18 protein-coding genes are annotated in these 18,063 nt (G+C 68.2%); 7 read left to right on the plus strand and 11 right to left on the minus strand.

Translation table 11 applies throughout. From position 1 onward, the window contains the following. Positions 1–8: 8 nt before the first annotated feature. The gene (locus tag ACH413_RS17255) at positions 9–914 is read left to right on the plus strand and encodes an LLM class flavin-dependent oxidoreductase (RefSeq protein WP_360048004.1); all 906 of its coding nucleotides are present in this window, start codon (positions 9–11) and stop codon (positions 912–914) included. Here the strand turns inward: ACH413_RS17255 and ACH413_RS17260 are convergent. Further along, complete coding sequence (locus ACH413_RS17260; protein WP_360048002.1) at positions 904–2,871, minus strand: DUF6541 family protein; 1,968 nt, start codon at positions 2,869–2,871, stop codon at positions 904–906. The two genes, ACH413_RS17255 and ACH413_RS17260, sit on opposite strands and share 11 nt — an antisense overlap. Before the next feature lie 189 nt (positions 2,872–3,060). Between ACH413_RS17260 and glf the strand changes: the two genes are divergently transcribed. The 3 genes from glf to ACH413_RS17275 all read left to right on the plus strand — a co-directional run bounded on the left by glf (position 3,061) and on the right by ACH413_RS17275 (position 7,149). Beyond that, positions 3,061–4,245, plus strand: a complete 1,185-nt coding sequence (gene glf, locus ACH413_RS17265) for a UDP-galactopyranose mutase (protein WP_360048000.1) — start codon at positions 3,061–3,063, stop codon at positions 4,243–4,245. Positions 4,246–4,414: 169 nt separating this feature from the next. Continuing rightward, a complete protein-coding gene (locus ACH413_RS17270) occupies positions 4,415–6,319 on the plus strand; it encodes a glycosyltransferase (protein ID WP_360047999.1) in 1,905 nt (634 codons plus the stop codon). An 86-nt stretch (positions 6,320–6,405) separates the two neighbouring features. Next, entirely contained in the window at positions 6,406–7,149 is a 744-nt protein-coding gene (locus ACH413_RS17275) for a class I SAM-dependent methyltransferase (RefSeq protein WP_360047998.1), read from the plus strand. Here ACH413_RS17275 and ACH413_RS17280 read toward each other — a convergent pair whose 3' ends face one another. From ACH413_RS17280 to ACH413_RS17320, 9 genes are all read right to left on the minus strand, one after another. Beyond that, entirely contained in the window at positions 7,150–7,962 is an 813-nt protein-coding gene (locus ACH413_RS17280) for a carbohydrate ABC transporter permease (RefSeq protein WP_360047997.1), read from the minus strand. It lies immediately after the preceding gene. Next, positions 7,959–8,837, minus strand: coding sequence for a sugar ABC transporter permease (locus ACH413_RS17285; protein ID WP_360047995.1), 879 nt, complete (start codon positions 8,835–8,837; stop codon positions 7,959–7,961). The genes ACH413_RS17280 and ACH413_RS17285 overlap by 4 nt, the downstream gene beginning before the upstream one ends. Further along, a complete protein-coding gene (locus tag ACH413_RS17290) occupies positions 8,834–10,063 on the minus strand; it encodes a sugar ABC transporter substrate-binding protein (RefSeq protein ID WP_360047993.1) in 1,230 nt (409 codons plus the stop codon). Before ACH413_RS17290 ends, ACH413_RS17285 begins: the two co-directional genes overlap by 4 nt. Before the next feature lie 40 nt (positions 10,064–10,103). After that, positions 10,104–10,298: a hypothetical protein gene (locus ACH413_RS17295; RefSeq protein ID WP_330271642.1), complete on the minus strand. Its 195-nt coding sequence runs from the start codon at positions 10,296–10,298 to the stop codon at positions 10,104–10,106. A 76-nt stretch (positions 10,299–10,374) separates the two neighbouring features. After that, entirely contained in the window at positions 10,375–11,277 is a 903-nt protein-coding gene (locus ACH413_RS17300; RefSeq protein WP_093594703.1) for a glycosyltransferase, read from the minus strand. Between the two features lie 3 nt (positions 11,278–11,280). Then, the gene (locus tag ACH413_RS17305) at positions 11,281–12,099 is read right to left on the minus strand and encodes an ABC transporter ATP-binding protein (RefSeq protein ID WP_360047992.1); all 819 of its coding nucleotides are present in this window, start codon (positions 12,097–12,099) and stop codon (positions 11,281–11,283) included. A 16-nt stretch (positions 12,100–12,115) separates the two neighbouring features. Next, complete coding sequence (locus ACH413_RS17310) at positions 12,116–13,030, minus strand: ABC transporter permease (RefSeq protein WP_360047990.1); 915 nt, start codon at positions 13,028–13,030, stop codon at positions 12,116–12,118. A gap of 59 nt (positions 13,031–13,089) precedes the next feature. Further along, positions 13,090–13,941, minus strand: coding sequence for a class I SAM-dependent methyltransferase (locus tag ACH413_RS17315; protein ID WP_360047988.1), 852 nt, complete (start codon positions 13,939–13,941; stop codon positions 13,090–13,092). A 57-nt stretch (positions 13,942–13,998) separates the two neighbouring features. Then, positions 13,999–14,475 (minus strand): bacterial proteasome activator family protein, encoded by a 477-nt coding sequence (locus ACH413_RS17320; RefSeq protein WP_382442309.1) that lies wholly within the window; start codon positions 14,473–14,475, stop codon positions 13,999–14,001. A 90-nt stretch (positions 14,476–14,565) separates the two neighbouring features. Between ACH413_RS17320 and ACH413_RS17325 the strand changes: the two genes are divergently transcribed. Both ACH413_RS17325 and ACH413_RS17330 read left to right on the plus strand, forming a co-directional pair. Next, positions 14,566–15,765 (plus strand): cysteine desulfurase-like protein, encoded by a 1,200-nt coding sequence (locus ACH413_RS17325; protein WP_360047986.1) that lies wholly within the window; start codon positions 14,566–14,568, stop codon positions 15,763–15,765. A gap of 17 nt (positions 15,766–15,782) precedes the next feature. Further along, entirely contained in the window at positions 15,783–16,427 is a 645-nt protein-coding gene (locus ACH413_RS17330; RefSeq protein WP_360047984.1) for a class I SAM-dependent methyltransferase, read from the plus strand. Here the strand turns inward: ACH413_RS17330 and ACH413_RS17335 are convergent. After that, a complete protein-coding gene (locus ACH413_RS17335; protein WP_360047982.1) occupies positions 16,411–17,376 on the minus strand; it encodes an NAD(P)H-quinone oxidoreductase in 966 nt (321 codons plus the stop codon). The two genes, ACH413_RS17330 and ACH413_RS17335, sit on opposite strands and share 17 nt — an antisense overlap. A 45-nt stretch (positions 17,377–17,421) precedes the next feature. On the opposite strand from ACH413_RS17335, the gene ACH413_RS17340 reads away from it, so the two are divergent. Beyond that, positions 17,422–18,054: a GNAT family N-acetyltransferase gene (locus ACH413_RS17340; protein ID WP_360047980.1), complete on the plus strand. Its 633-nt coding sequence runs from the start codon at positions 17,422–17,424 to the stop codon at positions 18,052–18,054. Positions 18,055–18,063 lie beyond the last annotated feature (9 nt).

Below are 18,063 nucleotides of genomic sequence, written 5' to 3' on the forward strand. Positions count from 1 at the left end.
GTCAGCCGGTGCGAGTTGGTGTGGTGATCCTCCCCGAGTACCGCTGGTGGGTGGCGGAGCCGAAGTGGCGCGCAGCCGAGGAGCTGGGCTTTTCCCACGCGTGGACGTACGACCACCTGGGGTGGCGCACGCTCGTCGACGGCCCGTGGTTCTCCGCCGTGCCCACGCTCACCGCCGCCGCGATGGTCACGTCGAAGATCCGGCTGGGCACGCTCGTCGCCTCACCCGTCTTCCGGCACCCGGTGCCGTTCGCGCGCGAGATCTTGACTCTTGACGACCTCTCGGACGGCCGCCTGAACGTCGGCATCGGCTCCGGCGGCACGGGTAGCTACGACTCCGACGCCATCGGCGCCCCCGAGCTCACGGCCCCGCAGCGCACCCAGCGGTTCGGCGAGTTCGTCGAGCTGCTCGACCTGCTGCTGACCAGGGACAAGACGACCTGGAAGGGCGATTTCTTCACCGCGGACGAGGCCCGCGGGCACCCCGGCTGCGTGCAGCGGCCGCGCGTCCCGTTCGTCATCGCCGCCGACGGGCCCAAGGCCATGGGCATCGCCGCCCGCTACGGCACCGGCTGGATCACCACCGGCTCCCGGCAGCTCGACAGCCCCGACTACGAGACCTGGTGGCGCGGCGTCGCGAAGGTGACCAAGCGGTTCAACGAGGAGCTGGCCTCGATCAACCGGGCCAAGGGCACCATCGACAGGTACCTGAACCTCGACTCGTCGCCGGTGTACTCGCTGACGAGCGTCGAGGCGTTCCAGGACGCCGCCGGAAGGGCCCGCGACCTCGGGTTCACAGACCTGATCGTGCACTGGCCGCGCAGCGAGGGCGTCTACTTCGGCCACGAGACCGTGCTGGAGCAGGTGGCCGGGGACGTCCTCCCCGGCCTCGTCGACTTCGAGTTCAGGGACTGACGGGAGCGCCCGGCTCCGGCACCAGCTTGTAGATCGTCGAGTCCTGGTTCGAGAACACCTTCTGCACGAACGGCTTGCCGTCGAGGTTCTCCAGGCCGTCCACGCGGTCCTTGCCGCCGTGCACGTAGCCGACGTCCACGATGATGTAGCGGACGTTGAGGTGCTTCACCGCGTCCCGCACCGCGGGGTCGTTCGCGTAGTCGTTGAACTCGGCCTGCAGCGTGTGCACCGCCGGCGACTCAGCCGACCCGTCGTAGTGGCCGACGACCGGCTGCACGCCCGCGAGCGCGTACATCCAGACGGTGCCGTCCCTGCGGTCGTTGAGCACCCGCTCGCCCGGCTTGACCAGCTTGGCGAGCTCCTGGAACGCGAGCACCTCGGTCGGGCTGACCACCATGTCGTGCCGGTCGGCGCCGGGCTGGTTGCCGTAGCCCTGCTTGACCTGGTTCGCGTTGAGGTTGAAATACAGACCCTGGCTGACCAGCGCGAACACCGCGATGACCAGACCACCCGCGACGTACCCGGAGACACCGGCGGGCACCTTCACCCGAGCCGCGCCGGCCTTCGCGAAGTCGTACACCTGCGCCAGGCCGTGCCCCGCCACGACGACGAGCGGCACGCACGCCAGCGCGATGAGCCGCCACTGGTCGTTCCACCACGGGCTGGTCAGCTTCGCGACCCACGGCTGCGAGTAGGACGCGGTCAGCACCCACACCCCGCCGAAGACCGCCGCCGAACCGAGCAGCCAGCGCAGCTCGCCCAGACGCGAGGCGAAGATCAGGCCGACCCACAGCGCGAGCGCCAGCCAGTACTGCGGCAGCGCGATGACGTGCTGGAACGTGAGCAGCGAGCCGACCGACTGGCTCACCGGGAACGTCGACGGCCAGTCCACGATCGCGATCTTGCCGCCGACCGCGAGCGCGCCGAGCAGGTGCGGCAGCGTCACGACGATCGCCACGACCGCGGGCACGATCAGCTTCAGCGCGTCCCGCCAGATCAGCCCGAGGTGGCCCCACCAGCGCTGGATGAACATCGGCAGCACGAACAGGATGCCGCCGAACAACGTGCTGGAGTGGATCGCGAGCAGGCCGACCGCGACACCGCCGAAGAAGATGCCGGTGTCGAGTGCCGCCCGCTTGAGGTACGCGTCCATCGCGATGGCCAGCACCGGCATGACCGCGATGCCGAGCGTGAACGTCAGCAGCGGGCCGCGCCACAGGTTGTCGTAGGTGGCGCTGGTGCAGGCGACGGTGATGAGCGCGGTGAACGCGGCGGTCATCGCACGGCCGTTGAAGTGCCGGATCATCGCGACCAGGGTCAGCGCGAGGATGCCGGGGAACATGATCGTGCTGGCGTTCAGCACGGCCGGCACGGCGGCACCGGTCAGCTTGAACACGAGCGCGCCGACCAGGTGGTAGGCGTTCGGGTAGAAGACGCCGTCCGGAAGCTCGTACCAGTTGACCTTGCCGGTCGCGTAGAGGCTGCCCTCGCCGGTCTCGGCGATGTAGCGGATGCCGTTCGCGTGGTAGGCGGCGTCCCAGTCCTGCGGGATCGAGTTGAGGTCCCAGCGCATCGCGGCCATCAGCACGGCGAACCCGACGACGGCGGCGGCCAGCAGCGTCACGGCCACGGCGACGTGCGCGCTGCGGTTCCACGGCGACGGCGTGCGCTCGATCGGACCGCCGCGGCGCACCACGAACCAGCGCGCGGCGGCGAACAGCAGGATCACGACCACCGTGGTGACCAGGAACGTCCAGACGTTGAACGGGATCCCGATCTTCCACAGCCACGGACCGGCGAGGCCCGCGATCAGGTACGTGAACACGGGCGCGCTGGCGGCGAGCGCCCAGCCGCGCACACCCGCTGCCGCGGCGGCGAGTCCGCCCGGCAACCACAGGACGGCGAGATACGTCCCGATCGTCGCCACGGTCAGCAACGTGCTCGCTTCGGTCGGCACAAGACCACCCATGGTTGCTCTGCAAGTGGATGCGCGGGGTGCCCCCGCAAATGACACCGGCAAGGCTATCCCGAACGGGCTAGTGGCCGTCCGACGGCCTGTCGCACGCGTTTTAGCTGATCAAGGGCAGTGCGATTCGCGGAGGGGGTGTTGGGAACACGCCTGGGAGGGCCGGTACCCTCCACGTTCGTGAGCTTCGCTGGTTTTGACCTCATCGTCGTCGGTTCCGGTTTCTACGGGCTGACCGTTGCCGAGCGCACCGCCTCCTTGCTGAACAAGCGGGTGCTCGTTCTGGAACGTCGTTCCCACATCGGTGGCAACGCGTACTCGGAGGCTGAGCCCGAGACAGGAATCGAGGTGCACCGCTACGGCGCGCACCTCTTCCACACCTCGAACAAGAGGGTCTGGGAGTACTGCAACCAGTTCACCGAGTTCACCGGCTACCAGCACCGCGTGTTCGCGATGCACAACGGCACGGCGTACCAGTTCCCCATGGGCCTCGGGCTGATCACCCAGTTCGTCGGCAAGTACCTGTCCCCGGACGAGGCTCGCGCGTGGGTCGCGGAGCAGGCGTCCGAGATCGACAGCAAGGACGTGAAGAACCTCGAGGAGAAGGCGATCTCGCTGGTCGGCCGTCCCCTGTACGAGGCCTTCATCCGCGACTACACCGCGAAGCAGTGGCAGACCGACCCGAAGGAGCTGCCGGCCGCGGTCATCAGCCGCCTCCCGGTCCGCTACAACTTCGACAACCGCTACTTCAACGACACCTACGAGGGCCTGCCGGTCGACGGCTACACCGCGTGGCTCGAGAAGATGGCGGAGCACGAGAACATCGAGGTCCGCCTCGACACGGACTTCTTCGACGTGAAGGACGAGATCCCGGCGGGCACGCCGATCGTCTACACCGGTCCGGTCGACCGCTACTTCGACTACTCCGAGGGCTGGCTCGGCTGGCGCACGCTCGACTTCGAGCAGGAGGTCGTCCAGACGGGCGACTTCCAGGGCACGCCGGTCATGAACTACAACGACGCGGACGTCCCGTACACCCGCATCCACGAGTTCCGCCACTTCCACCCGGAGCGGGACTACCCGAAGGACAAGACGGTCATCGTCCGCGAGTTCTCCCGTGCCGCGGAGAAGGACGACGAGCCGTACTACCCGATCAACACCGCAGAGGACCGCGAGAAGCTCGAGCGGTACCGCGTGCTGGCGAAGAAGGAAGCCGCCGAGAAGAACGTGCTGTTCGGCGGCCGTCTGGGCACCTACAAGTACCTCGACATGCACATGGCGATCGGCGCTGCTCTGAGCGCGTTCGACAACAAGATCGCGCCGCACCTGACCGAGGGTTCCGCCATCAACGGCGACCTCGACTGATGTCGGTTTAGACGCATTTCGCCCGGCCGTACAACCTGTGCGGCCGGGCGTTCGTCATTGGACAATGAGTACTATGGGCGCTTGACGCGCCGCGCCACGACTCTCTGTGGCGGTAGCCATCCATGAAGCTGACCCGAACCGCCCGAATTCGGTTCGCCGGAGGAAGCACGTGACCGAGCAGGCCAAAGCCGCAAGCGCCACCAAGATCAACCCGACCCAGGTTCTGCAGCGGGTGATCATGCCGCGGGACGAGGACCCGCTGGACGTGCGTCCGCTCTACCTCGACGAGCCGGCCAACGTGCACAGCCACGTCTCGGGCCGCCGCGCGGTGACGGTTCAGACCTCGGCCAAGGTGTCGTTCGCTTCGTACTTCAACGCGTTCCCCGCGAGCTACTGGAAGCGCTGGACGGTCGTCGAAGAGGTCGTGCTGCGCATGCGCGTGCGCGGCGCCGGTCGCATCGACGTCTACCGCTCGAAGCCCAACGGCGACATCATCCACCTCGACGGCCAGGTCATCCGCAGCCCGAAGGCGTGGTTCGACGTCGCGCTGACGGTGTCGCTCAAGCCGTTCGAGGACGGCGGCTGGATCTGGTTCGACGTCTTCACCGACGACACCACGATGGAGATCGACGACGCCGCGTGGACCACCGAGCAGCCGCTGCCGGCGCAGACCGTCGCCATCGGCATGACGACGATGCGCCCGGTCGACGCGGTCATCGCGCTGCGCGCGCTCGGTGAGGACCCGGCCGTCTTCGCGGTGCTGAAGAAGGTCTTCGTCGCCGACCAGGGTTCCGTGAAGGTCCGCGACACCCCCGGCTACGACGAGGCCGTCAAGGCTCTCGGCGACAAGCTGGAGATCATCGAGCAGGACAACCTCGGTGGCTCCGGTGGCTTCACCCGCGGTCTGTACGAGGCGATCGAGCACACCGACGCCGACCAGATCATGCTGATGGACGACGACATCCGCCTGGAGCCGGACGCGGTCCTGCGCTCCAACGCGTTCGCGCGCGCCGCCGCCCAGCCGGTCATCGTCGGTTCGCACATGCTGAACCTCCAGGCCCGCTCCCGCCTGCACAGCATGGGCGAGGTCGTCGACCTGGGCACCTGCTACTGGCGGGCGGCACCCGGCGCGCTCACCGACCACGACTTCGGCACCGAGTCGCTGCGCGAGACCGAGGAACTGCACGCCCGCATCGACTCCACCTACAACGGCTGGTGGATGTGCCTGTTCCCGCGTGAGGTCGTCCAGCGCACCGGCTACCCGCTGCCGCTGTTCATCAAGTGGGACGACGCGGAGTACTCGCTGCGCGCCCTCGAGCGCGGCTACCCGACGGTCTCGCTGCCCGGCTCGGCCGTGTGGCACATGCCGTGGACGGACAAGAACGACGCCACCGACTGGCAGGCGTACTTCCACACCCGCAACCGGCTCGTCCTCGCCGCGCTGCACAGCCCGTACGACGTCCGCTCCACGCTGCTCAAGCAGGGCCTGAAGCTGTCGCTGCGGCACCTGCTCTCGATGGAGTACTCGACGGTCGCCATCCAGCAGAAGGCGATCGAGGACTTCCTGGCCGGCCCGTCGAAGCTGTTCGACTCGCTGCGCACGGCCCTGCCGGAGATCCGCGAACTGCGCAAGCACTACTCGGACGCCCAGGTCCTCCCGTCCGCGCGCGAGTTCCCGGCACCGACGTTCGACATGGTCCGCGCCGAGCAGATGCTGACGCCGCCCACGAACCCGGTCACCATCGCGTCCGAGGCGGCCAAGGCGCTCATGCACAACCTGCGCGAACCGCAGGCGGCAACGGCGGAGCGCCCGCAGATCAACGTGCCGGCGTCCAACGCCCGCTGGTTCCTCCTCGGCAACCTGGACAGCGCCACCGTGTCCAACGCCGACGGCAGCGGCGTCGCGTTCCGCAAGCGCGACCCGAAGGAGTTCCGCCAGCTGATGAAGCGCGCGGTCCGCAACTACCGCCGCCTGTCGGCCGAGTGGCCGCGCATGCAGAAGGTGTACCGCGACGCGCTGCCCGAGCTGACCTCGGTCGAGTCGTGGCGCAAGGTGTTCGAAGCCAACAGCTGATCTCGTCTGCTTGAAAAGGCCCCCCGAACTTTCGGGGGGCCTTTTTCGCTGAGCAACCTCACCCGGCGGCCAGGCGTCCGGGATGCATGGGGGATATCAGGAGAGCAGATTTCTACGACGGACCGGCCCACGACTACCTGGGCTACTGGAAGGGCCGCGACTACGAGCACGACGCCGAGCGCGTCGCCATCGACCGGCTGCTGGCCGGCCGGCACTTCGCGCGGGCGGTGGACGTGGGCGGGGGCTACGGCCGCATCACCGCGCTGCTGCCGAGGTACGCGGACCACGTGACGCTGGCCGAGCCGAGCAGCCGCCAGCTCGACATGGCGGCCAACCTCCTCGGCAAGGGGATCGAGCGGGTGCAGGCGCAGGCCGCGCGGCTGCCGTTCGCGACGGGGTCGATCGACCTGGTGACGATGATCCGGGTCATGCACCACCTGCCGGACCCGACCGCGGAACTGGCCGAGATCGCCAGGATCCTCGCCCCGGAGGGCACCGCCGTCGTCGAGGTCGCCAACCTCGGGCACGCGCGCAACCGCCTGCGCCGGCTCGGCAGGGGAGTTCCCGCCGAGCCCGTGGACATCCGGTCACCGGAGAACCGGCACGACGACGAGATCCCGTTCGTCAACCACAACCTCGACACCGTGACCAGGCAACTCTCCGACACCGGGCTGCGGGTCGTGCGTTCGCTCTCGGTGTCGAACCTGCGGTCGGGCGCGTTGAAGAGGGTCGTGCCGCACCGCGTGCTGCTCGGCCTGGAGAAGGCGGCCCAGCCCGCGCTGGCCAGGATGAGGTTCGGGCCGAGCATCTTCCTGCTGGTCGCCCACTGATCAGTCCTTGATCCCCGTCTCCGTCACCCCGCGCACCAGGAACCGTTGCAGCGCAACGAACACGACCACCAACGGCGTGATGGAGACGGCGGCCGCCAGGAACAGCTGCGTCACGTCGATCGACTGCGAGGTCAGGAACGTGGACAGCGCCACCTGCACCGTCCACGAGTCCTGGTCCTGCGCGATCACCAACGGCCAGAGGAACTGGTTCCAGCTGGTCACGAACGCGATCACGCCGAGCGCCGCGAAGAACCCCTTCGAGTTCGGCACGACGACCCGCCAGTAGGTGCCCCAGTGGCCGAGTCCGTCGATCCGCGCGGCCTCCTCCAGCTCTCGGGGGAAGTTCAGGAAGTACTGCCGGAACAGGAACGTGGTGAACCCGCTGAACAGTCCCGGGATCACCAGTCCGCGCAGGTCGGACACCCAGCCCAGCGTCGAGACGACCACGAACGTCGGCACGAACGTGACCGCGGCCGGGATCATCAGCGTCGCGATCACCAGGTACAGCACGAAGTTCGAGTACCGGTACGGAATCCGCGCGAGTCCGTACCCCGCGAGTCCGCACAGCAGCAGCTGACCGGCCGTCTGAAGCACCGCGACGACCAGTGAGTTGACCATGCTGCGCACCATCGGCACGGCCGGGTTGGAGAACAACGAAACGAAGTTCTCCCAGTGGATCTCGTCGGGCCAGAACGTCCACGTCGGCGCGGTGATCTCCTGCTCGGTCGCCAAACCGTTGCGCAGCACCAGGTAGAACGGAATCAAGAACAGCACCGCCGCCAGCGACAGGGCGAGATAACGCAGAACCTTCATCGCGTGATCACCCTGCCCTGCAACAACGTCACGCCCGCGATCAGCAAGGTCAGGATCACCGCGCCCGCGCTGCCGTGCCCGAAGTCCTGCCCGCCGGACCCGAGCGCCGTGTAGTAGAGGTAGATCAACGGCGGCCGTGCGAACGGCGGGTAGCCGCGGTCGGTGCCCAGCACGTTGTAGAACTCGTCGAACGCCTGGTACGCGGCGATGAGCAGCAACAACAGCACCGCGATCGACGTCGTGCGCAGCTGCGGCAGCGTGATGTACCGCAGGGTCTGCCAGCCGCGTGACGCCCCGTCGATCCACGCCGCTTCGTAGAGGTGCTGCGGAATTCGTTGCAGGCCCGCGATGAACAGGATCAGGTAGAACCCGAGCTGCAGCCACAGCCGCAACGTCACGAGCACCAGCCAGTACCAGGGCGGCGACGTCGACACCGTCCACGCGATCGGCTCGGCGCCGAACCACCCCAGCACCGTGTTCGCGAGGCCGAAGCGCACGCCGTTGAAGATCGACAGCTTCCACACCAGCGACGCCACGACGTACGAACAGGCCGTCGGCAGGAAGAACACCGACCGGAAGAACGCCTTCATGAAGCTGATCTGGTTCACCAGCAACGCCAGCGCCAGTGCGAGCACGAACGTCAGCGGCACGATGAACACCGCGAACACGCTGAACGTGCCGAGGCTGCGCAGAAAAGGCTCGTCGGTCAGCATGTCGGCGTAGTTGCGCAGCCCGACGAACGACGTGGGCGTCACCGTGTTGCGGGCGTCGAAGAACGACAGCAGCAGGCTCCACCCGATCGGCACGTACACGAACACCAGCAGTCCTGCCGCGAACGGTCCGACGAACAACCAGAACGCGCGTCCGTGCCTCATCCGTACAGGCGCTTCAGCTCGTCCCGTGCCTTGCCCGCGGCGGTCTTGATCTCGGCGTCGGCCGGAGCGCCGTCCCGCACCACGCGCGACACGGCGTCGTTGAACGCGGTCCGCATCACCGAGGTCCAGTCCGGCGGGTTGGACGCGTTCGCGTTGTCCCGCACGAACTTCACCGCGTCAGCCGCCGCACCGGTGGTCAGCTTCGAGGCCTTCTCCGAGATGCTCCTGCGCGGCGGGATGTGGAAGCCGTAGCTGAGGTTGAAGTCCTCCTGGTAGTCGGTCCGCTCGATCCACAGCCACTTCACGAACTCCTTGGCCTCGTCGATCCGCTTCGACCTGGCGTTGACCATCGCGCCGAACGCCCCGACCGGCACGCTGGCCTTGCCGGACGACGAGAACTTCGGGAACGGCAGCACGCCGAAGTCGTCGCCCAGCGCCTTCTGGATCGCCGGCACGGTCCACAACCCGGTCCACTGCATGGCGACCAGCCCCTGCGTGAACGCGTCCGGCTCCGCCCAGTCCTTCACCGCGCCGAGCAGCAGGCTGCCGCTGGAGTAGAGCTCGCGCAGCTTGCCGATCGCCTGCGCCGCAACGGGATCGTCGAACCCGACCTGGTGGTCGCGCACGTAGTCGAGCCCCGCCGACCACAGCGCGGGCCCGCCGAGCACACCGCCGCCACCGTCGTTGCCGGCGAAGAGCCCCTTCACCCCGTCCTTCGTGAGGCGTTTCGACGCGTCGATCAGCTCATCCACAGTGGACGGTGGCTGCACCCCGGCCTGCTGGAGGAAGCTCTTGCGGTAGAACAACATCTGCATGTCCACGGCCTGCGGAACGCCGTAGATCTTCCCGTCGACGGTGTGCGTCGCGAGAATCGAGTCGGTGAAGTCGCTCTTCGCGTCGCCGAAGACGTCGTCGAGCGGCACGAGCTGGCCCGCCCGGACCGAGCTGATCTGCGGGGTGGACTCGAAGACGTCCGGTCCGCCGTCGGACAGCAGGCTCGTCGCGAGCTTGGAGTCGTAGTCGCCTGGGTTCCACTGCACGTCGACCGGGGTCTTGGTGAACGCCTTGGCGTAGCGCTCCACCGCCTGCTGGACGCCGGGCTCGCCGTACGCGTGGTACCACTGCTTGAGGGCCTGGCCGTTGCCGTCCCTGCCGGTGTTCGAACCGCACGCCGCGAGCAGCGCGCTCGCGCCGGCCAGAGAGAGAAGTCTGCGTCGGGAGATCACTCATCCCGTCTTACTCCGATCACGTCGGGTGCGCGAGCGGTTACTCGAAGTGCGCTACGACGACGTTGGAGAAGTTCACGACGTACTCACGGCCGTCCGGGGCCGCGATCGGCTGCGTGTGGCCGTTGCGGACGATCTGCGTCAACCGGGGCGCGAGGTCGTCGCGCGTCTCGTCGGTGACGGTGAGGCTGATGGGGTTCGGGTTGGCGGCGAGGAACAGCACGAGTCGGCTCATGCGTTCAGCAAACCGCGTTCCGGTGCCGTGCTGAGGGCGGTTCCGCTCGCAGCGATTCCGCCCTCAGCAGATCAGCTCACTTGCGGAAGAAGCGCTCCCGCTGACCGAGGCGCACGAGCTTCAACCACTCGACGAACGCCTTCGGGTCCTTCTTCACCGCGAGGAAGTACAGGCCGAAGCGGAACACCTCGAGGGCGCCCAGCTTGCGCATGCCCGGCTGCGACAGCAGGTACCCGCGGTTGCGGTAGGTGTAGTACCGCTTGATCTGGTTCTCCGGGTCCTGCGCGTGGAACCGGCCACCCAGCATCGGCTTGAACTCGTCCGAGCCGTCCGGGTGGACGTAGGCGACCTTGAGCGAGGTGCCGAACGGCAGCCCGCTGCGCACCAGGCGGCGGTGGACCTCGACCTCGTCACCGCGGAAGAACAGGCGGTAGTCCGGCACGCCGACGACGTCGAGCGTCGAGGCGCGGAACAGGGCGCCGTTGAACAGCGAGGCGATGCCCGGCAGGAAGTCGGTGCCGAGGTCGGCGGCCGAGCGCTTCCAGGTCAGGCCCCTGCGCAACGGGAACGCGAGCTTGTCCGGCGAATCGATGTTCGTGACGACCGGCGAGATCTCCGCGAGGTTGCGGCGCTCCGCCTCTTCGAGCAGGACGGCCAGCACGTTCTCGTCGGCCGGGCGGCCGTCGTCGTCGGCCAGCCACACCCAGTCCGCACCCAGCGAGAGCGCGTGCAGGATGCCGAGCGCGAAACCGCCGGCGCCACCGAGGTTGCGGTGCGACGCGAGGTACGTAGTGGGCAGCGGGCACTGCTCGACCAGGTCGTTGACCGGCTGGTCGGGGCCGTTGTCGACCACGACGAGGTGGTCGGGGACGCGAGTCTGGGTGGCCAGCGCCTTCAGCGACTCGGCCAGCAGCTCCCTGCGGTGGCGGGTGACCACCACCGCGACGACGGAGCCCTTGGGCAGTGCCTCGAGGTTCACTGTCTATTCGCCGCCGTTTCCGCTGAGGACGGGAGTGGAGTAGCCGAGCCTGGCCAGCTGGTCGGTGCTCATCCGCTCGAACGGGTCGAAGCCCTTGTACTCGGTGAGCACCTCGCGCAGACCGCCGTGCATTTTGACACGGCCTTCGTCCATCCAGATCGCGCTGTCGCAGAAGTCCAGCAGCGTTTCGTCGGAGTGGTTCGCGAACACCAGCAGGCCGGAGCGCTTGACGAGGTCCTTGAGGCGGTCGCGGGCCTTCGCCATGAACGCCGCGTCGACCGCGCCGATGCCCTCGTCGAGCAGCAGGATCTCGGGGTCGATCGAGGTGACCACGCCGAGCGCGAGCCGCACGCGCATGCCGGTCGAGTAGGTGCGCAGCGGCATCTGCAGGTAGTCACCGAGCTCGGTGAACTCCGAGATGTCGTCGACGCGCTTTTCCATCTGCTTGCGGGTCATGCCGAGGAACAGGCCCCGGATCATGATGTTCTCGTAGCCGGAGATCTCCGGGTCCATGCCGACGCCGAGGTCGAAGACCGGCGCCACCTTGCCGACGATGCGCGACTGGCCGCGCGTCGGCTCGTAGATGCCCGCGAGCAGGCGCAGCAGCGTGGACTTGCCGGCGCCGTTGTGGCCGACCAGGCCGACGCGCGCGCCGTCCTTGAGCGACAGCGAGATGTCGTGCAGCGCCTCGATGATCGGCACCCGGCCCTCGGAGCCGATCTTGCCGCCGACCTTGCCGAACGCGAGCTTCTTCAGCGACCTCGACTTGGCGTCGAAGATCGGGAAGTCGACCGATGCGTTCCAGACGTCGATGCTGACCATGGTTAGTCGACCTCCTTTAGACCCAGTAGGAAACGCGGGCGCGGTAGTTGCGCAGGATGACCATCGCGAGCCCCCAGCCGGCCACGGTGAAGCCGCCGACGATCGCCCAGTGGTGCCAGTCGACCGCGTGGCCGAGCAGCGGGGCGCGGACGACCTCGACGAAGTGGTACACGGGGTTGAGCTCGGCGATCAGGATGCGCCAGTCGTTGCTGCCGCCGCCGGTGACCTTCTGCAGCACGCCGGCGTCCCAGACGATCGGCGTCATGAAGAAGACCAGGTTGATGAAGCTGGTCACGACCGGCGGGATGTCGCGGAAGCGGGTGCTGATGACGCCGAAGGCGAGCGCGACCCACACCGCGTTGAGCGCGAGCAGTGCGAAACCGGGGATCGCGAGCACGATCGTCCAGCTCAGACCGGGATGGACGGGACCGCCCTCACTGATCTGGTACTGGTGGTTCAGCGAGGTGAAGAAGATCGCCAGCACGATCGCGTAGACCGCGAGGTTGTGCAGCAGGAACAGCACCTGGCGCCACACCATGCGCATCACGTGGACGGTGATCGGCGCGGGGAGGTGCTTGATGAGCCCCTCGTTCGCGATGAACACGTCGGTGCCCTCGGTGATGCAGCCGAGGATGAAGTTCCAGACGATGAAGCCGACCGTGACGTACGGGAGGAACGTCGGGACGTTCGTGTCGAACAGCACGGAGTACAGCAAGCCGAGCGCGAGGGCGGTCGTGCCCATCGAGATCGTGATCCACAACGGACCTATGACCGATCGCCGGTAGCGCTGCTTGATGTCCTGCCAGCCGAGGTGGCCCCACAGCTCGCGGTGGTCCCACGCCTCACGCACATCGGCGAACGCGCGCTTGAAGCTGCGCGAGGAGATGGCAGGCGGCGCCTCGGGGTGCTCGAGGGTACTGGTGGCTTGCACGAGGACTGAGCGTACCGGCGTCTCAGATCGGACCTGGACGCCGGTACGTCACGGAGTGGTCAACGAGCGGGGATCTTGGTCACCCGCATGGTCACCTGCTCGTTGTCGTAGGTGAACGCTTCGTAGCTGAACTCGATCCCGGTCTGCTCGACGTACTCGGTCCACGCCTTGTGCTCGTGGTCCATCCAGCCGGGGAAGTTGAAGTACTCGTCGAAGTGGACGACGCTGCCCTCGACCAGGCGCGGGCCGACCAGCTCCAGCACGGTCTTCGTGGAGGAGTAGAGGTCGCAGTCGACGTGCAGGAACGTGACTGGACCCTCGTTCTTCTCCAGGAACTCCGGCAGCACCTCGTCGAACCAGCCGACGACGAGCTCGGCACCCGGCACCTCCGGCAGGCCGTCGACGTTGAACGCGCCGGCGGGGAAGCCGTTGCGCCAGTTCTCCGGCAGGCCCTCGAACGAGTCGAAGCCGAAGACGCCCTCGCCGCCGCGCGCGGTAGCGATGATCTTCAGCGTGGTGCCCTGGTAGACGCCGAACTCCAGCGCGAGCCCGCCCTCGGGGGCGAGCGTCAGCGCGTGTTCCAGCGTCTCGTGGGGGTGGCCGAACTGAGGGGCGTGCGGCAGGTTGTCGCGCACGAACCTGGCGCTTTGCAGCGCCGCCTCCTGCTCACCCGCGAACACCAGGTCGCGGCGCGTGCGGATCTCCAGCTGACGGGCCTGGTCGACGGCCCGGTCGCCCTGGTGCCGGATCTCGTCGCGCACCTCCCGGCCCAGGGCGTCCACCTGGCGTTGCAGGTCGTCGACCTGCGCGCGGATGGGGGCCACGGCGTCCGCCACGATCTCGATCGCCTTCACACGCAGCTTGTGGCGCAGTTGCTTCGCCGACAGGGCACGGCGCACCTGCTCGAGCACGATGGCTCCTCTCCCAGGAAGTTCAGCGCATCGTAGAACCACCACCGGGTGTCCCGGCTAGAGGTACTGGCCGGTGCCCTTCCCGGTGATGCCGCCCTCGGCGCCCTCGCCACCGCTGCCGGCGGGCAGGGCACGGCCGCGCATCTGCTCCAACTGGGCGCGAGCAGCCATCTGCTGGGCGAACAGTGCCGTCTGGATGCCGTGGAACAGGCCCTCCAGCCAGCCGACGAGCTGAGCCTGCGCGATCCGCAGCTCGGCGTCGGACGGGGTGCCCTCCTCGGTGAACGGCAGCGACAGGCGCTCCAGCTCCTCGCGCAGCTCCGGCGCCAGGCCGTCCTCGAGCTCCTCGATGGACCGCTTGTGGATCTCCTTGAGACGGTTGCGGCTGGCCTCGTCCAGAGGTGCCGCCCTGACCTCCTCCAGCAGCTGCTTGATCATCGTGCCGATCCGCATGACCTTGGCCGGCTGTTCGACGAGGTCGGCGATGTCGCCGTCCTGGCCGCCGACGATTACGACGGGCTGCTCCTGGTTCATGGTCTCCATCCTCGCGCGATTCACGTTTTGACCCTAAAGCGGGTGGGGCTGGTCGTTGCTGTGTTTGCTCGCATACGTACGGTGTGTGTCATGGCGTTCGACGTCGCACGAGTACGAGGGCTCTTCCCCGCGCTCGGCGACGGCTGGGTCCATCTCGACGCACCGGCCGGCATGCAGGTGCCCGAACAGGTCGCCACCGCCGTCTCCACCGCGCTGCGCGCCCCGGTCTCCGGACCCGGTGGCATCTTCCCGGCCTCCCAGCGGGCCCAGGGCATCGTGGACGCCGCCCGCAGGTCCGTGGCGGACCTCGTCGGCGCCGATCCCGCTGGTGTCGTGCTGGGCCCCTCCTCCGCCGTCCTGCTGCAGCGCCTCGCCGACGCGATGACCGACGACTGGTTCATGGGCGACGAGGTCCTGGTTTCCCGCCTGGACCACCCGGCGAACATCGCGCCGTGGCTGCGGGCCACCCAGCGCACCGGCAGCGCGGTCAAGTGGGCGGAGATCGACATCGAGACCTGCGAGCTGCCGAGCTGGCAGTTCGACGAACTGGTCACCGACCGCACCAAGCTGATCGCCATCACGGCGGCGTCCGGCGTGGTCGGCACCCGCCCGGACCTCGGCAAGATCTCCGCGGTGGCTCGCGCGCACGGGTCGTTGATGGTGGTGGACGCCTCCGCCGCGGCGCCTTTCGTGCCGTTGGACATCGTTGGCATGGGCGCTGACGTGGTGGCCCTGTCCGCGGGTCAGTGGGGTGGCCCGCCGGTCGGCGCGCTGGTGTTCCGCGACCCGTCGGTGCTCGAACGGCTGCCGTCGGTCTCGGTCGACCCGATGGCCCGCGGCCCGGAACGGCTGGAGCTCGGCCCGCACGCGTACCCGATGCTCGCCGGTCTCGTTGCATCCGTCGAGTACCTCGCGGACCTCGACGACGCGGCGTCCGGCACGCGCCGTGAACGGTTGCTCACGTCGTTGGGATCGGTGAAGGCCTACCAGGCCGGGCTGCTCGCTAACCTCATCAACGAACTGCGTTCGCTGCGGCACGTGATGGTGATCGGCGACGCCATGCGGCGGGTGCCCGCGCTGGCGTTCTCGATCGCCGGGGTCAAGGCGGAGGACGGCGTCGAACACCTTGCTTCGCGGGGCGTCTGCGCGTTCGCCGATCCCGGTCAGCACGGGGTGTTCTCGGTGCTGGGTGTCGGCGAGATCGGCGGCGCCATCCGCATCGGGCTCGCGCATTACACGAACGCGGTCGAGATGGACGACCTGGTGCGGGCGGTGGCCGAACTGGGCTGAGAGCTTGGAGATCATTCTTGGACGACTCGCTTGCTCGCGAGCTCGCTGATCTCTCGGCCCTGCAACGCATCGGTTCGCTGAACACCGAGTACCTGCCGGTGCTGTCCGGTGATCTGCGCCCGGCGGCTCTCGTCGCGGTGATGGACGAGATCGTGCTCGGCGCACGGACTGTCCTGGTCCAACTGGGCTGTGGCACTTCTTCGGTTCTGCTGGCGCGTTTGTTGCAGCAGCGCGGTTTCGGGCACCTGCTGTCGATCGAGCACGACGAGCGCATCGCCGCTTTCGTTGCCTCGCAACTACGACGTGAAGGTCTGGGCTCGGTCGCTCGTGTCGTGCACGCGCCGTTGTCGAGGCATCCGGCGGCGTTGTCGCGGCACGGCCAGTGGTACGCGCCGAAGCAGGTGCACGACGAAGTGCTCGGGTACGTCGAGCGGTTCGGGCTGGTGGACCTGCTCCTGGCCGACGGGCCGGGGTTCGGCGACTCGCGCTATCCGGCGTTGCCCGTGCTGCGCGCCGTGCTGGCGCCGGGGGCGACGGTGCTGGCCGACGACGTCGACCGGCCGGACGAACAGGCGGTGCTGGCGCGGTGGTCCGAGGAGTTCGGGCTGGAGTTCCGCACGGCTCCCCGGACCTCGCTGGCCATGGCTACCGTTCCCGCTTGAGCAGGACCTTCCCGAAGACGTCGCTGGCCTCCAGCAGCCGGTGCGCCTGCGCGGCGTCCGACATCGGCACGACCTGGCCGACGATCGGCTTGACCGCGCCGCTCTCGATCAGCGGCCACAGGTGCTCGCGAACCTGTGCCACGATCGCGCCCTTGCTGTCGATGCTGCGGCCGCGCAACCCGGTCGCCATCACCGACGCGCGCTTCTGCAGCAGCTTGCCGATCGGCAGCTCGCCCTTCACGCCGCCCTGCATGCCGATGATCATCAACCGGCCGTCGGGAGCGAGGACGTCGATGTTGCGGGGGAGGTAGGAGGCGCCCATGTTGTCGAGGACGACGTCGGCGCTCTTCACCTCGGCCACGAAGTCCTGGGTCTTGTAGTTGACCGTGATGTCCGCGCCGAGTTCGGCGCACTTCGCGAGCCGCTCGTCGGATCCGGCCGTGACCGCGACGGTCGCGCCGAGGGCCTTGGCGACCTGGATGGCGTGCGTGCCGATGCCGCCCGCGCCGCCGTGCACCAGGAACGTCTCGCCGAGCTTGAGCCGGCCGTCCATCACGACGTTCGACCACACCGTGCACGCGACCTCGGGCAGCGCGGCCGCCGTGACGACGTCGACGCCCTTCGGAACGGGCAGCAGCTGGGCCGCGGGCACGACGACCTTCTCCGCGTAGCCACCGCCGGCCAGCAGCGCGCACACCTCCTCGCCGACGTTCCAGCCGGTCACGCCCTCGCCGAGCTGGGAGATCGTGCCGGAGCACTCCAGTCCGATGATGTCCGACGCACCGGGCGGCGGTGGGTAGAAACCCTGCCGCTGCAACAGGTCCGCGCGGTTGACCGCGCTCGCGGCGACGTCGATCAGCACCTCGCCCCGGCCTGGCACCGGGTCGGCGACCTCGGTCCACTCGAGCACGTCCGGACCGCCGGGTTCGCGAACAGTGATGGCACGCATGCAGTCGACCGTAATACCGCTCGACACGTCCGGCACCATCGGATCATGGACGCCTGGCCGCTACGACATCTGGTCCTCCGCACCCCGCGCCTGGAGCTGCGCCCGGACGACGACTCCGGGTTGTTCGAGCTCGTCGACGTGGCACTCGCGGGCGTGCACGACCCGGCCGAGATGCCGTTCTACGTGCCGTGGACCGACACGCTTCCCGAAGACCGCGGGCGCGGCCTGCTCCAGCACTTCTGGGGTCAGCGCACGAAGTTCGCCGCGAACGACTGGGTGATCAGCTTCATCGTCCGGCACGAGGGCAGGGCTATCGGCGTTCAGGACGTCGGTGCGCGCGACTTCGGCGTGCTGCGCGAGGTGAACACCGGCTCGTGGCTCGGCAAGGAGTTCCAGGGCAACGGTTTCGGTACCGAGATGCGTGTCGCCGTGCTGCAGTTCGCGTTCGACCACCTGGGCGCGCACATCGCTCGTTCGGCGGCTTGGCAGGGAAACCACGCGTCCAACCGTGTGAGCGCCAAGCTCGGTTACGTGCACGACGGCACGATCGGCGCAGCACCCCGCGGCGAACGCCTTGAGCACGTGCGATTGCGTCTGGACGAGGCGAACTTCGTGCGACCGGAGTGGAAGGTCGCCGTCGACGGGCTAGCGGAGTGTGTTCAGCTGATCACCAGCTGAACTCCCGCC

The sequence above is a fragment of the Lentzea sp. NPDC020367 genome (assembly GCF_044387305.1).
In the GTDB taxonomy this organism is placed as follows: domain Bacteria; phylum Actinomycetota; class Actinomycetes; order Mycobacteriales; family Pseudonocardiaceae; genus Lentzea.